This is a genomic window from Corynebacterium sp. HMSC30G07 (assembly GCF_001806945.1).
Classification (GTDB): domain Bacteria; phylum Actinomycetota; class Actinomycetes; order Mycobacteriales; family Mycobacteriaceae; genus Corynebacterium; species Corynebacterium riegelii.
This window is the reverse complement of sequence record NZ_KV786457.1, coordinates 67,877-82,878: the sequence shown is the minus strand read 5'-3', so window position 1 is coordinate 82,878 and position 15,002 is coordinate 67,877. Positions and strand designations below refer to the sequence as shown.

General features: G+C 59.2%; 13 protein-coding genes. 10 read left to right on the top strand and 3 right to left on the bottom strand.

Annotation, left to right across the window (positions count from 1 at the left end; translation table 11 throughout):
- Positions 1–393 precede the first annotated feature (393 nt).
- Positions 394–1,005, top strand: coding sequence for a hypothetical protein (locus tag HMPREF3104_RS04735; RefSeq protein WP_141738128.1), 612 nt, complete (start codon positions 394–396; stop codon positions 1,003–1,005).
- A gap of 9 nt (positions 1,006–1,014) precedes the next feature.
- Positions 1,015–2,457 (top strand): glycerol kinase GlpK, encoded by a 1,443-nt coding sequence (gene glpK / locus HMPREF3104_RS04730; RefSeq protein WP_070494593.1) that lies wholly within the window; start codon positions 1,015–1,017, stop codon positions 2,455–2,457.
- A 21-nt stretch (positions 2,458–2,478) separates the two neighbouring features.
- On the opposite strand, the gene HMPREF3104_RS04725 is transcribed toward glpK, so the two are convergent.
- On the bottom strand, positions 2,479–4,275 hold the full coding sequence (locus HMPREF3104_RS04725) for an N-acetylmuramoyl-L-alanine amidase (protein WP_246816359.1): 1,797 nt from the start codon (positions 4,273–4,275) through the stop codon (positions 2,479–2,481).
- Between the two features lie 134 nt (positions 4,276–4,409).
- On the opposite strand from HMPREF3104_RS04725, the gene glf reads away from it, so the two are divergent.
- From glf to HMPREF3104_RS04695, 6 genes are all read left to right on the top strand, one after another.
- Positions 4,410–5,603 carry a UDP-galactopyranose mutase gene (gene glf / locus HMPREF3104_RS04720; RefSeq protein WP_070494591.1) on the top strand — a complete coding sequence of 398 codons (1,194 nt, stop codon included), beginning with the start codon at positions 4,410–4,412 and terminating at the stop codon, positions 5,601–5,603.
- A gap of 9 nt (positions 5,604–5,612) precedes the next feature.
- Entirely contained in the window at positions 5,613–5,861 is a 249-nt protein-coding gene (locus HMPREF3104_RS04715) for a hypothetical protein (protein WP_083278932.1), read from the top strand.
- Positions 5,862–5,966: 105 nt separating this feature from the next.
- Positions 5,967–6,869, top strand: a complete 903-nt coding sequence (locus HMPREF3104_RS04710; protein WP_070494590.1) for a siderophore-interacting protein — start codon at positions 5,967–5,969, stop codon at positions 6,867–6,869.
- 12 nt (positions 6,870–6,881) lie between these two features.
- Positions 6,882–7,904 carry a FecCD family ABC transporter permease gene (locus HMPREF3104_RS04705; protein WP_070494589.1) on the top strand — a complete coding sequence of 341 codons (1,023 nt, stop codon included), beginning with the start codon at positions 6,882–6,884 and terminating at the stop codon, positions 7,902–7,904.
- Positions 7,904–8,899, top strand: a complete 996-nt coding sequence (locus tag HMPREF3104_RS04700; protein ID WP_070494588.1) for a FecCD family ABC transporter permease — start codon at positions 7,904–7,906, stop codon at positions 8,897–8,899. Before HMPREF3104_RS04705 ends, HMPREF3104_RS04700 begins: the two co-directional genes overlap by 1 nt.
- Positions 8,896–9,666: an ABC transporter ATP-binding protein gene (locus tag HMPREF3104_RS04695; protein ID WP_070494587.1), complete on the top strand. Its 771-nt coding sequence runs from the start codon at positions 8,896–8,898 to the stop codon at positions 9,664–9,666. The genes HMPREF3104_RS04700 and HMPREF3104_RS04695 overlap by 4 nt, the downstream gene beginning before the upstream one ends.
- 20 nt (positions 9,667–9,686) lie before the next feature.
- On the opposite strand, the gene HMPREF3104_RS04690 is transcribed toward HMPREF3104_RS04695, so the two are convergent.
- Positions 9,687–10,640, bottom strand: coding sequence for an ABC transporter substrate-binding protein (locus tag HMPREF3104_RS04690; protein WP_246816358.1), 954 nt, complete (start codon positions 10,638–10,640; stop codon positions 9,687–9,689).
- A 274-nt stretch (positions 10,641–10,914) separates the two neighbouring features.
- Entirely contained in the window at positions 10,915–12,096 is a 1,182-nt protein-coding gene (locus HMPREF3104_RS04685) for an AAA family ATPase (RefSeq protein ID WP_070494586.1), read from the bottom strand.
- Between the two features lie 107 nt (positions 12,097–12,203).
- On the opposite strand from HMPREF3104_RS04685, the gene HMPREF3104_RS04680 reads away from it, so the two are divergent.
- Together HMPREF3104_RS04680 and HMPREF3104_RS04675 are read left to right on the top strand one after the other, a co-directional pair.
- Positions 12,204–13,103 carry an EamA family transporter gene (locus HMPREF3104_RS04680; protein WP_246816357.1) on the top strand — a complete coding sequence of 300 codons (900 nt, stop codon included), beginning with the start codon at positions 12,204–12,206 and terminating at the stop codon, positions 13,101–13,103.
- A 177-nt stretch (positions 13,104–13,280) separates the two neighbouring features.
- Positions 13,281–14,993: an RNA-binding domain-containing protein gene (locus HMPREF3104_RS04675; RefSeq protein ID WP_070494585.1), complete on the top strand. Its 1,713-nt coding sequence runs from the start codon at positions 13,281–13,283 to the stop codon at positions 14,991–14,993.
- Positions 14,994–15,002 lie beyond the last annotated feature (9 nt).

The following is a 15,002-nucleotide window of genomic DNA, read 5'->3' as shown; positions in this document are numbered from 1 at the left end:
TATATTTGACCAGCGGAAATGGAGGGGCGTTTTCATTGTCTGCTAGGGGAACCTCGCGCGCTCCTAGCAGATAATGAAAAGCGCGTGTGAAACTCACAAAGATGCGGTAGAAATAACCGCATGGGGGATTACACAAAGAAAAGGGAAGCCGAACTCGCTCTGATTGCGAAAGTGGCTGGGCAATGTAAAACAGCAGTGATCACGGGGCCAGCAGCAGCACGCTGGATGGGACTCTCAACGCTCAAGTGGGTAGAGAAAGTGGACTTGGTTCTGCCAGGGAACTCGAGAACCTGGGGAGCTAAATACAGGGACAAGGTCTATCACGGTGGAATCCTCCGGGACGCGGAGACCTGCACCGTCAAGGGGGTCAAAAGCACAATCGGGGTCCGGGCGATGTTTGACACGTTCCGTTATTACGGCAGGTTGGACGCGTTGGTGCAGATTGAGTCTGCCAGGTGGCAGCACGCGCATCTCACGGTGGAGACGTTGCTGGAGAAAACGGAAGTATTACCGCAGGCCAGGGGCATTAAACCGTTTAGGAGGTTGATTGAGGGGGCGGGGGAGACGTCGGCAAGCGTGCTCGAGACCTTGGTGCGTGACACGCTGCTGTGGGCGATCAAGCATGGCCGCCTGACGGGAGTGGAGACCATTGAGTTCCAGGTGGGGTATCAAATTGCTGATGAGCTGGGTGGCATCACAGCCGCGTGGGTGGACTGCATTATCAATGAGTTCATCGTGGTGGAAGCTGACGGCGCGGAGAAGACCAGCGGCGCGATGGGGGATGCGCTAAGCGCGTTGCGCAGTGAGCGTCATAGGGAGAAACAGCTGCAGAATAAAGGTGCCGTGTTTTTCCGCGTGGGCTGGGACGATGTGTTCAATCCAGGGATGATCCAGCAGTTGCAGGCCTTGCTCAATCAGTATCCGGGGGTTAGGCCGATGGATGGGCGGCTGGATATTGGGTTCCGGGAGTGGTCGAGGCAAATGGAGGCAATGTTCGCAGTATGATCTCCAGGCATGCCGCTTGTTGCTGCCATTGATCAGGGAACGACGTCCACGCGCGTGTTTATTACGGATGACCACGGCCAGGTTGTCTCCCAAGCGCAGTTTGAGCATAAGCAGTATTTGCCCAGGCAGGGGTGGGTGGAGCATGACCCGGAGGAGATTTGGCGTAACACTCGCCGGGCGATTGTAGAGGCCTTGGCAAGCAAGGATATTGATGAGCGTGATGTTGTAGCGCTGGGGATTACTAACCAGCGGGAGACGGCGGTGGTGTGGGAGAAGGCCACCGGCAAGCCGATTTATAACGCGATTGTGTGGCAAGACACAAGGACGAACCATGACGGGGATCCGTATGCGTACCAGCGCAAGACGGGCTTGTTGCATAATTCCTATCCGGCGGGGCCGAAGTGGGCGTGGATCCTGGACAACGTCCCCAATGCGCGCGAGCGGGCGGAGCGGGGCGAGCTCCTAGTTGGCACGATTGATACCTGGCTGATCTGGAATCTTACGGACGGGGCGTTGCACGTCACAGACGTAACCAATGCAAGCCGTACGTTGCTGATGGATTTGCAGACGCTTAACTGGGACGAGGAATTATGTGAGGCGGTTGGGGTGCCGGTGGGGGTGTTGCCGGAGATTGGGGCGTCGATAGGCAAGATTGGCTCGGTGCGCGCAAGGGGACCGTTAGCAAACACGCCGATTACTGGGGTGCTGGGAGATCAGCAGGCGGCGCTGTTTGGGCAGGGGTGCCTGGAGGAAAACAGTGCGAAGATGACGTACGGCACGGGGCTGTTTATGGTGCTCAACACGGGTACGCAGCTCAACATCAGCGACACTGGCCTGTTAACCACGGTGGCGTACCAGGTTGCAGGCCAGCCGCCGGTGTATGCGCTTGAGGGGTCGGTCGCGGTTGGCGGTTCGCTGGTGCAGTGGCTGCGTGATCAGCTGGGCATCATTCGCACCGCCGCGGAGACGGAGGCGCTGGCCAGCCAGGTGCCGGATAGCGGCGGGGTGACTATTGTGCCGGCGTTTTCGGGGTTGTTTGCGCCGCGTTGGCGTCCGGATGCGCGTGGCATTATTACTGGTCTGACGCGTTTTGTGGATCGCAGGCACATTGCGCGTGCGGCGCTGGAGGCGACGTGTTTGCAGACGCTGGAGGTGGTCCGCGCGATGGGCGGCGAGCCAACCCAGCTGAAGGTTGATGGTGGCATGACCAGCAATGATCTGTTGATGCAGATGCAGGCGGACATCCTCGGCTTTGACGTGGTGCGCCCGGCCAACATCGAAACCACAGTGATGGGGGCAGCCTCGGCTGCGGCAATGGGCATTTCGCTTATCGACGCCCCGTTTACCCTCGGCACGCCCACCACCTTCCAAAACGAAATGGCCGGCCCCGACCGGGACCGGCTCATTGCGAAGTGGGAGGACGCCGTGCTGCGTTCCTACAACCAGGCGTAACCTGCCGCCTGTCCTCAGTGTTTAGTTCGTGATGATGTTGATGTTGCGCTGGGAGATGGAGTAGACGATCGCGCCACCCTGGAAGTCCATGCGGATTTCATCGTGGTTGGCGTTGCGCTGCGGCGTGATCGGCATGCCCAGCGGGCCTGCGTCGAGGCCTTGCTGCAGCCAGGCGTTGGCGATCTGGCCGACTAGGGCGTAGATCTCGCCGTCGGTGTCCTTCACGGCGAGGCCGTTTGCGTAGAGCGCCATCTGCTGGCCGCCCACGCCGGAGACCGTACCCGCGAGCTTGCCCATGATAGGTTCGAAGGACTTCCACACGGTGGATGCTTCGGAGCTGCCAACAACCTCAAGGGCTGGGCCAATCATGGGGGTGACGTCCTGGACGGTGATGCCGGAGATGATCTCGGTGCCGCCGACGTTTTTGACCTGGTCGCCCAGCTGGCCGTTCTGTAGTGCGTAGATCAGGGCCACGCCGGCGATGGTGCCTACGACGGTTGCGATGGTGGCGGTATCGCCGTCGGCAAGCTTGGTCAGCGTGTTGGCAACCTTAGTTCCAGTGCCGTTCGACGGGCTGGTCACCGTGGTGTTGGTGCCGTCCCTGTTCGGGATGGCCGGGCTGACGAACGAGCGCGACGCCTTGGTTGCGGTGTATTTCACCTTTGCTACTCGACGAATGTCGGGCAGTCTGTTGTACAACCTGTCACCCGGGCAGTCGCTGAAGTGGAAGTCACGGTGGGCGTTTACATTGGGGAAGTATGCGCCCTTGCCCGCGCCGTAGCGGGCGCCTGCGAAGCTGAAGTCTGCAGACAGGTAGCTGGTGCCCATCGGGTCGAAGCCTGCGACGGCAGCCTTCCAACCAATCAGTTCACCCATTGCCTGCAGGGACGCGGTGGTGGGTGCGGTCTTGGAGTAGTCGCCCATCATGGACACGCCCCAGGTGTTGGTGTTGAAGCCGCCCACGTGTGCGCCTTGGACTGCGCGGTCCAGACCGCCGGCACGGCCTTCGTAGATGTTGCCGTACTTGTCTACCAGCGCGTTGTAGCCGATGTCGCCCCAGCCACGGACGTGCGCGTGGTAGTGCTCGATGGAGCGGACAATGCCGGCGGACTCAGCGCGGGAGTAGTTGTTGGAACCTGCGGTGTGGTGCACGGTCACGGCCTTGACGGGCTCGGAGTAGTACGGGGTGTTCCTGCTTGTTGCGCCCCATTGTGCGCGGGTGATTACCTTCGGCATGGCGCGGGAGTAGGAATCCGCGGCCGGGGTGATCACGTTTTCGTCCACGCCGCCGTCAAGGAACACGGCTTGGATGTCGCGGGCCGTGGTCGGTGCTTCGGAGGCGGCGCGGCCGTCTTCGAGCAGGTCCACGTTGCCGGTGGAAACCTGGATGCGCTTGGTGCGCTCAACGAAGATCGGTTCGGTGCCGCTGGTTTCCACACCGGTGGGGGAGTCGTCGGGGTCCATTTCGAACCAGGGGCTCCAGGAGCCGTCGGCACGCTGGGAGCGCACGTAAGCGACGATGTCGCGTGGGCCCTTCCAGGTCAGCGCAACAACCGAGAACTCGCGCTCGCGCGTGAACTCTTTGACTACGCGGCGGACGGTGTCTTCCTCACCGGATTGGGTGCGCACCGCGGCGTCATCAACCGTGATGTTGGCGCCGGTGTCAAAGCTGGCTTCGTCTGCGTAGACGCCAGTGGCTGCCGGCGCGACGTTTTGTACTTGCAGAATGTGTTGGCCACCAAATGCAGCGGAGGCGACCATGGCCACCGCCAAAAGGACGGCGAACATGGGGTTGGCCCACTGTCGACGATGTTGCACGGTTTCACTCCTGTGGCTGATGTGACAATAGTTAACTGCAGGCTACCGCAATCTCAACCCTCACGTGAACCTTGAGACTTTGCGGCGTGTCGTGAAGCGTGGCGTCGAAAAGCAACTGTGCGAAAATGGCACCTATGACTTATGACCTCATTGTTGTTGGATCCGGGTTTTTCGGCCTGACCGTGGCGGAGCAGGCGGCGAGCGAGCTGGGCAAGCGCGTGCTGGTGGTGGAAAAGCGCAACCACATCGGCGGCAACGCATACAGCGAAAAGGAGCCAGAAACCGGCATTGAGGTGCACAAGTACGGCGCGCACCTGTTCCACACCTCGAACGATCGCGTGTGGGAGTACGTCAACCGCTTCACCGAGTTCACCGACTACCAGCACCGCGTGTTTGCCATGCACGACGGCACCGCCTACCAATTCCCTATGGGCCTGGGCCTGATCAACCAGTTCTTTGGCAAGTACTACTCGCCGGACGAGGCTCGCGAACTGATTGAACAGCAGCGCGAAGGCCTCGACCCAGCGGCCGCAACCAACCTGGAGGAGCGCGGCATTGCGCTGATTGGCAAGCCGCTGTACGACGCTTTTGTGAAGCACTACACCGCCAAACAGTGGCAAACCGATCCGACTGATCTGCCGCCGGAAATCATTTCGCGCCTGCCGGTTCGCTACACGTTTAACAACCGCTACTTCAACGACAAGTACGAAGGCCTGCCGGTTGACGGATACGCAGCGTGGCTGGAGAAGATGGCTGCGCACGAGCTTATCGACGTCCGCCTAGACACCGACTGGTTCGACGTCCGCGACGCCATCCGCGCCGAATCTCCCGACGCCCCGGTCGTCTACACCGGCCCGCTGGACCGCTACTTTGACTACGCCGAAGGCCACCTCGGCTGGCGCACCCTCGACTTTGAGCAGGAAGTACTGGACACCGGCGACTTCCAGGGCACCTCTGTGATGAACTACAACGACGCGGACGTGCCGTACACCCGCATCCACGAGTTCCGCCATTTCCACCCGGAGCGGCAGGATAGTTATCCTGCCGACAAGACCGTCATTGTGAAGGAATACTCCCGCTTCGCTGAGGGCGACGATGAGGTGTACTACCCAATCAACACCCCGGAAGACCGCTCGAAGCTGGAGGCTTATCGACGCCTCGCCGCAGCCGAGTCCCGCGAAAACAAGGTGCTGTTCGGTGGACGTCTTGGCACCTACCAGTACCTGGACATGCACATGGCCATCGGCGCAGCGCTGTCTGTGTTTGGTAACCATGTACGTGCCTACTTTGAGGACGGCAAGCCGATCGACCAGCCGCGCGGCCACTAGGAGCAACGAGTGAGCATTGAGATTTTCGTCCACCCCGACTGTCCTGACTGCACGGATGTCATCGCGCGGTTCAAGGCAGATCCGCAGGTGTTCGGTGACGCCGAACTTCTCGACGTCACCGACCTGCGCAACCTCAAACGCTTCCTCACCCTGCGCGATTCACTCGACGGGTTCGCCGACGTCCGCGCCACCGGCAAGATTGGTGTGCCGTCCAATGTGATCGACGGCACGACGGTCGAGTTCCCCGGCGAGGTGTAGCCGCATCCTGGCCGACTCCAGCTACGCGGGCGTTAGGGGACTACGTTAGGGGACTACGTACCTCAACATTTTCCTTAGGCTAGGCAACCCTATATAGTTTGCGGCGTGAGTTTCAGGCCTTTCCTTGCAACCGTCGTCCGCAGTGAACGCGTCGCGCCGAACTTCCAACGGGTGACGTTCACCGGAATCGACGCTATGGGGCCTGCCGTGCCCATCAGGGATTTGCGTATCAAACTGCTGATCCCGCCCGCCAGTGGAGTGCTGAGCCTCCCGGAGGAAGGGTGGTGGGACGCGTGGCGTGCGATGCCGGAGCACACGCGCGGGCACCTCCGTACCTACTCGATTCGAAAGCTCCGGCGGTATGCCGATGGCCCGGATGAAGTGGATGTGGACTTTGTTCTGCACAATGACAATCCCGGTCCAGCCTCGGCGTGGGCGCAAGACGCGCAACCTGGGCAGCAGCTCCTGATAATTGGACCAACTCGCGATGATGACTCCGGGGTTGGCATCGAATTCAATCCGGGGTCTGCAGCAAGGGCATGCCTCTATGGTGACGAAACCGCGCTTCCCGCAATAGCCCGCATTTTGGAAGATTGGCCCGAGGGCCTCGCCGGGTCTGCTGACATTGAGGTACCGGCCGGCAACCACTTGCCCATCGACGCCCCTGTACAGGTCGACGTCCGCTGGCACTTCCGCGAACACGATGACGTCGATTACGGGGACTTGCTTCTTACGCAACTGAAAGACGAGGTTGATTCCCGCAGCGCTGCTGTACCTATGGGAGCTGGGAAACCTGATCTCGTAGATGAAGTCTCGCATGACGAGGTCTGGGAGACACCCACGTACTCCAGCAGTGGTGAATCCATAGCTTCCGCTTTGGATGCTGCAGGGCATACCTATTACTGGATCGCAGGGAAGAATACGGCCGTGAAGGCGATGCGGCGACTGCTGGTGAGCGAGGTGGGTGTGCCTCGCCACCACGTGTCGTTCATGGGGTACTGGCGTTAACGGGGGTACAGCGTGAATAGACACGTAGGGTTTGTTGTTTTCCTTGCGGCTTCTACCGTGTGTGCAGCAGTGCTGTCTTTGTTGTTCGGGGCGCGCGAAATGGGATTCGGGGCAACGCTGAGCGCGGTTCGTGATGGAATCGTGCTGGCATTCCCAGGAGGATCCGAACGACTTGAGGCGTCCAGCGACGAGGCGAAGATCATCGCGCAACTTCGAGTTCCGCGCACCCTGCTCGGCCTGTTGGTGGGGGCAGCGTTGGGTACGGCGGGCGCGCTGCTGCAGGGTCACACCAGAAATCCGCTTGCGGACACAAACCTGCTGGGCGTCGGTCCCGGCGCGGCTCTTGCAGTGGCAGCAGCCATTTCCTTTCACGGCTCAATGTCAGTATTGGGCACTGTTGGGGTGGGATTCCTCGGTGCAATACTTGCGGTGGCGCTCGTGTTCGTGCTCAGTATGAGGAGCCTGGGATCTACGCCGATCATGGTCGTGCTCGGAGGTTCTGCGCTGGGTGCGGTTTGTAGTGCGCTTACTAGCGGCATTGTGCTGACGAATACGCAAAGCCTCAATGAGATGCGGTTTTGGACAGCGGGCGCTATAGCTGGGCGCGACATGCAAGTGGTCGCGGTGCTTGCCCCGGTGATACTCCTCGGGCTTGTGCTCGCCTTTGGCACGGCACATCAGGTGAACCTCCTGAACTTGGGAGATGACGTGGCCAGTGCACTTGGCGTGAGAGTGAATATCGCGCGGGCCGTGGGCATCATCGTGGTTGCATTGCTTACTGGTGCCGCGGTGGCTGGCGCGGGCCCGATCGGGTTCGTCGGCCTGGTCGTTCCGCACCTCGTGCGCGCCGTTACGGGGCCAGATTACCGCTGGGTGCTGCCGTGTTCCGCGCTGGCTGGGGCCTCGCTGCTGTTGCTTGCCGACGTTATCGGACGCATCATCGCACGGCCTGGCGAATTGCAGGTGGGCATCACGCTCGCCTTCGTTGGCGCCCCATTCGCCCTGTACATCTTGCGGAAAGGGGCGAAACTGTGATGCGGGTTTTCGTGACGAATGGTGTCCTTGCGGTGTTGGCTCTCGCCGCGGCCCTTGGGGGTGTCATGGTCGGAGACTTCGAGCTTACGGTCCGGGATATTGTTTCTGCGCTCATGGGCCAAACCACGGAATTGGCTCGTACGGTGATTCTTGAGTGGCGTCTGCCGCGGGTAGTGACAGCTTTGGGAGTAGGAGCTGCGCTGGGTTTTGCGGGGGCGATCTTCCAGACCATCACGAGGAATCCTTTGGCAAGCCCAGACATCTTGGGCGTCACCTCGGGTGCCTCCGCTTTCGCATTGACTGCGTTACTTACTGGTGGAAGCTCCGGAATGCTGCTGCATGTACTGGGAGTCCCCCTCAGCGCGTTCCTCGGTGGATTAGTGGTGTCCGCGGCAATCTGGGGGCTGAGCCGTGGCGCGGGGCTCGGGTCTTTCCAGCTTGTCTTCGCCGGGATCATTATCAACGCGTTAGCGATGGCCTACAACTCGTTCCTGCTCGTTCGCGCCGACTATCGCGATGTGGGCAAAGCGCAGGCGTGGATCACCGGTTCGGTGGGTTCTTCGAACTGGCGCGATGCCCTCGCTGTGCTTATTGCTCTGGCAGTTGTTATTCCACTCTTGCGGTGGGCAGCCTTCAACCTTCAGGCGCTCTCTTTAGGCGAGGATACGGCTGCTGGCCTCGGGGTGGAGCCTCGGCATATGCAACTCATCCTCATGCTCATGGCTGTCGTGCTGGCATCGATGGCTGTCGCAGCCTCTGGTCCGATAGCATTCGTGGCGTTTGTTGCGCCACAGATCGGACGCAAGATCACGCAAGCAGCGACGCCGCCTTTAGGAACAGCAATGCTCGCTGGTGCGGCGATCGTGTCCGGCGCTGACGTAGCGGTACGCATCTTGGTGCCCGGGAACCTGCCGGTGGGGATAGCCACAACCGCGATTGGTGGCACAGTACTGCTCTACACGCTGCTGCGCGCAACACGAAAGGTGTCCGTATGATGCTTCAAGTTCGAAATCTCAAGGTGAGTTATGGCGCTACCGTCATCGTTGATGGCATTGATCTCGACGTGCCTCAAGGCGGCGTCACCACACTCATCGGTCCGAATGGTTGCGGCAAGTCAACGCTGTTGCGAGCTACCGCTGGGCTTATTGCATGCGATCACGGCACGGTCACGCTGAACGGCGTGGACACGGCGAAACTGAAGCGCCGCGAGATTGCGCGCCAGCTTGCAGTACTGCCACAGACACCTGTTGCCCCCGAGGGGCTGACGGTCCGCGATCTGGTGAGCCGCGGACGCCACCCGCACCAGTCCTGGCTACGGCAGGCCTCTGCTGAGGATGCGCGTGCGGTTGATGCTGTGATGGAGCTGACCAATATTGCGGAGTTTGCAGATCGTCCGCTCGAGCGGCTTTCTGGCGGACAGCGCCAGCGCGCCTGGATCGCGATGGTCTTAGCGCAGGACACTCCGCTTGTGTTTTTGGACGAGCCAACGACATACCTCGACTTGTCCCACTCCGTCGAGGTCTTGTCGCTTGTACGTCGCCTCGCTGATCAGGAGGGGCGAACTGTGCTCATGGTGTTGCATGATTTGAACCTCGCCGCACGCTACTCAGATCAGCTGATCGTGATGCAGCGCGGCGAGGTTCGTGCGGTCGGTGCGCCTGCCGAGGTGGTTACAGAGTCTTTGCTGAGCCGCGTTTTCGATCTGCCTGCGGTTGTGGCGTCCGATCCGGTGAGCGGTGGCCCACTGGTCGTCCCCCGGTAGGCACCCGCCCCCTGAAATGCCTAGAGCTGTTTCTCGATCTGCTCGATTGCGTACGGGATCGTGAGGGGGTTTGGCATGCTCATTGCGTTGGCAGTATCGGTGTCTAGCCAGTAGAGCCCGCCACGCTTGTTGACATCAAGATCCATGAAAGCCTTGTCGTTCTTCAGCGCATCGATCGCGCCATAGTAGTCCAACACGAAGAGGTAGTCCACGTCATTGAAGTCAGCGTAGTTCTCGGGGGACCAATCGAGGAAGAAGCTGGAGCCATCGCCGTTGAACTTCTCTGGGATTTTGAAACCAAGCTTTTCGATGAAAGCACCGCGGCCGTCGCCTGAGGTGTACACGCCGAGCTTCCCGTCGTAGGGCATGCCGATTACGGCTGTTTTGCCCTGCAACTCTGGGTGTGCTTCGCGGAAGTCTTTGAAAGCCTGCTCGGAGTCGTCGATAAGCTTTTGGCCTTCGTCTTCTTTGCCTAAGGCCTTGGAGATTTCCTTGATCTGTACTTCCCAGGGTACTTGCCAATCCGGGTACTCATCCGAGTGGAAAGTCGTCGGTGCGATCTGCTCGAGCAGCGCCTTCTTGTCTGCTTCGAGACCGCTGTTGACCGCAATAATCTTGGTCGGGTTCAGCGCAGCCACTTGTTCGGCAGTGTCGGTACTGAATTCGGTGGTGGTACCACGGATTGGGTTTGGCTCGACAGTGAGCTTGTCCTTGGCCCACGGCCCAAGTCCGGAGGGATCGCCCGAACCTTCCTGTTCCCAGGTGGCGTAACCGACCGGTTGTTCGCCCAGGGCAAGGATCGTATCGACGTCGCCGAGGCCTATTGTGACGATGCGCTCGTCTGCCCCGTTGGCATCGGAAGCTTCTGGAGCAGCTGTCGGGGCGCCTGCGCCGCTGGAGCAGCTGGCAAGCATGAACGCCGCGGTGAGAGTGGCTGCGGCTGCCTTGAAGGGACGAGAGCCAAAGAGTGCCAAGATTACGCCTTTCGTAGGTAAAAAGAAACTCAAGTTAGGGCTGCCTAGCCTAACGAAAGCATTCTACGGTATGCCTCAGCTCGTGAGCAATCTCCTTCTACGTGCTTGGAACGGGAGCAACACACATCGAGTCGTTGGGTACGAGCGGTGGGATGACTGTTAGCGCAGCGCTGTCTGTGTTTGATAACCACGTACGTGCCTACTTTGAGGACGGCAAGCCGATCGACCAGCCGCGCGGGCACTAGACCTTTTCGGTTGGGGCCGGGGTGCGCTCTCACTCCGGCCAGATGGAAAACTGCGCCATCGCATCGGCTGCATGGTGAGAGCGCAGATATTCGCGCATGTAGGGTAGCTCGTAATCGACGTAACCGTGTGATGTGGGGCGGATCATTTCAGCGTCTATAAGCCGCTTGCGGTAGGTTCCCGCGTATTGCGCATCAACGCCCATGCGTGCCGCGATATCTGACATGCGCGAGGGACCGTCGTCGGTGGACATTGCGGTAAGAAAAGTGCGATCCACTTCTGAAAGATCCGCGATAGACGGTTCATGGACGAGCTGTCCGAGCTTCCTCCTAGCAGCACCAATTCCAAGTGAAACAGCGTCTTCGTCGATCTTGCTGCCGCTAAGGTTGCGGAACGCGTGCTGCCCGACCAGTTGGATCATGAACGGGTAGCCGCCGGTTGCCATGGATGCCGTATCCAGTGCATCTGAGGACCAGGTGACCCCGACTTGGGCGGTGGTCTCTTCCAGCGCCCTCCGGACTTCCTCAATTGAAACCATTCCGGTTTCAATCCTGTTTGCGCGGCGTAAGAAGGTTACGGGGTTGCGTCCTTCATCGGCAGCAAGCAGGGGTTTTATCGCGCCAGGGATGCCAGCCATCGCAACCGCAATCTCGCGGTCCTCTCGGACGAGGTGCTGGACTGTTGTGCCGAACTCAATGATCTCATCCATGTGGGCGTAGTGCAGCTCGTCCAACGTGATCAGTAGGCCAACGGGTTCCTGATTGTGCCGGGCATCTATCTCGGCCTGCCGCCCAAGAAGTTCGTCGAGCACCGATCTCAATGTGGGGGTGGGTGAGAAGCCGGACACCGGTTCTGTGGCAAGGCCAAACCAAGGCGTATTGACGCTGGATAGGCGGCGCTTGGGTTCGCTGGAAAGCTCTTGCAAGAGGTTGAATGCACGGTCGCGGATGCGGTCGTTGAAACCGCGTGTTGTTGTTTCGGAAATGACGTGCCACGTGTGCGCCTTCGCAACTTCCTCAAACTCATTCAGCAGAACGGTCTTGCCCACGCCTCTTGGGCCGGTGATGATGGAGATGCGTTCGTGGCTTCCCGGCCCATCTTGGATGGCGGCGTCGAAATCGTGGAGGTGCTCATCGCGTCCTGCAAGAACGAGTGGCGTTTTTCCCACTGTCGCAGTGAAGGGGTTCTTGGGGCGCCTTTGAATCGTCGGCATCGTGCCTCCTTACTACTTCTTACTATCTTTACTATTTTTACTATCTTTACTATTTCGCTGCCATGGATGTGACCCCCCAGTCCGGCGTTTGCACTAATCTGGCGCGCGTGGCGCGTGAACGTAATCAATTCCGCATGAGCCGCCAGGGCATGAACGCGTTTCTTGCCCTGCCAGCGGCTCCTGTTTTGATGGTCCTGATCGGCTCGCTAGGCACGCAGGCCGCTGCCGTTTTGGTAAGAGACCTGCTCGAGCCTATTGGCGCGCCGGGTGTGTCCGGCCTGCGCATGACGGCCGCGGCCGTGATCATGGTGTTGTTGTTCCGTCCGAAGCTGAGCGGCATGACCCGCGCCCGGGCGATCAACATCGCGGTCTACGGCGTGACCATGGGCATGATGAGCGTGATGATTTATGCGGCTATCGCCCGCCTGCCCCTAGGCGTTGCCGTCACCATCGATTTCCTCGGCCCCTGCGTTGTGTCTTTCCTGGGGCTGAAGATGTGGCGCTCCCGCTTGTGGGCCATCGCCGCGTTCGTGGGTGTGGCGTTGATTGCGAATCCATCGAATGATCTGGATCCGCTCGGTGTTGGCTTTGCTGTGGTCGGCGCCTGTTTCTTCGCTGGTTACACGGTGTTCGCCGAGCGTATGGGGAGCACCGAAAACGGCAGCATGTCGGACCTTGCCTTGTCTGTGGTTGTTGCCGCGCTGATCCTTGCTCCTTTCTCAGTTCGAGCAGTTCCGCTTATCGACGCCCCCGTGTGGGTCACCATCGTCATCTCCGGGTTCATCGGTGCGGTGATTCCGTATGTGATGGACACGATTGCGGCGGGGATTGTCTCGGCGGCGGTCGTCGGTACGCTTTTTGCCCTAGATCCGGTGATTGGCGCGATCTTGGGCTGGGCGTTTTCCGGCGACCACCTGACCTGGTCCATGGTTACAGGCATTGTTCTGATCGCAGCCGCCGGTGCGGTGATCACGTGGCGCGGGGCTCAGGAATCGCGGGCGACGTGAGTTGCGAGAGTAAAGCGGTGAGTAATAAACAACTCTGAACAACTCCAAACAACTCCTGATAGCTGCTTTGATCTGCAGATATAGGGTATTTTCGGGGATATTTTAAGGCGGAGTTGTTTGTAAGTTGTTTGGAGTTGTTTCGAACAACTCGTGCATTATTCCTGTTATTCTCATTGCATGGTCGATGCGGAGTTTGAGGTTGTAAGGGAAGCGCTTTCTGCGATTGAAGCTGGTGAGAGTGCTGGCAGTAGGGAATCTCAGATATTGGACTTCAAAGAAGATCCCGCTGTGCATCCGATGAATAAGAATCCCGATGCGGGCTTAATAGAATTTCTCGTCGACGAAGTTATTTGCTTTTCCAACGCGGATAGCGGAGTCGCATATATCGTCCTTGGCGTTAATGACAAGAAGTCGGGACCATCTGCGTTTACTGGAACTGACCGTGCTTGCGACTGGTTGGTGGAGAAGATCTACAGCAAGACCCAGCCGCATATCCAAGTAGAGGCTTTTGACATCGAGTGGTGCAACGTGCGCTTGATAATCTTGCGTGTTCCGCGAGGGATGGCGCTCTACCAACGATCCAAAGGTCAAGCGAGTAAGCGCGTAGGGAAAAGCTGTGTCCCACTGGGGGAAGACGAGCGTCGGAGTATCCATCTGGCACGTGCCAATCCAGATTTCAGTGCTATGGCGTCGCGGCGAGGGCCTGAAGACTTGGACTCACAAGCCGTTGAACGGGCGAGAGTCCTCCTGGCAAATCGGAAGAAAGCCTTGGGAGACGGGTCACCGGTTCCGCGGACGGGGCTCGAACTATGCAGTGAGTTAGGCCTGCTCAAGCCCGATGGGAGACTGACTTTCGCGGCGGAAATACTCTTCATGCAGCCGCTACATAACCGGTCGGTGGTTCGTTACCTTCTTCGGGAGGTGCCCAGTGGTGATCCAAAGGTGACCGAGATCTCGGCACCGTTAATTACAGCTTCGGAACGGCTCCGTGCGCTCATCAAGGACCACACATCTCAGGAGATAGCTCGAGTCCAGCTCCCGAATGGGCAGGAGTTTCCGATTCCCGCGTTCCCGACAACGGCGGTTGATGAAGTTGTTTCCAATGCGTTCGCGCACCGCGACTGGGGAGCTACCGCAGCAATAGTCGTAGACCAGTCTCCCACCAGCTTGACAGTGTGGTCTCCTGGTAGCCTTCCAGTGGGTGTTCGCAAAGAAAGAATTTTGACCACCCAATCTATCCCGCGGAATCCAGTGCTCATGGGGGCTCTAAGGCAGTTGAGTCTCGCTGAGGAATCGTCGCGTGGTTTCGACCGCATGTGGGTCTCTATGCTCTCAAGCGGCAGGCAGGCCCCGAGCCTGAGCACTGATGGACCGTTTGTTGAAGTAACTTTGCCTTCTGGCGAGGTGGATCAAGATTTCATCAAGGCGTTATATCAGCTGCGTGCAACATTTGGGGACCCCATTTTCGATAGCGTGAATGGTCTCTTGGTTACACGCCATTTGGCAAATAACCCGATCTTGATGACTTCTACTGCCGCTCGGCTTATGCAGGTGTCGGAGGCGCAGGCTCAGGAAACCTTAGGATGGTATGCAAGACAGGGCTTTCTGGAGCAGCTGAGGGATGCTCCCGAATGGATATTGTCCGCGCAAGCCAGGACGGCTTTTGACGGCGAAGCTTCCCCTGTAGTCAGTGCGGTAACTACGGAGGACTGGATTATCGCTCAGCTCCGTGAAGGGAAAGCCCTGAATGCTCGTGAAGTTGCTGAAGAATTAGGTGTTGAGAGGCAATCGGTAAGTCGGCTTCTCCGGCACCTTAGAGATTTGGGTAAAGCAAAGATCGCTCACGATAGCCCTAAGCGGGGGCCAGGTGTCCGGTGGGTTTCAACCTAACTGGAGACG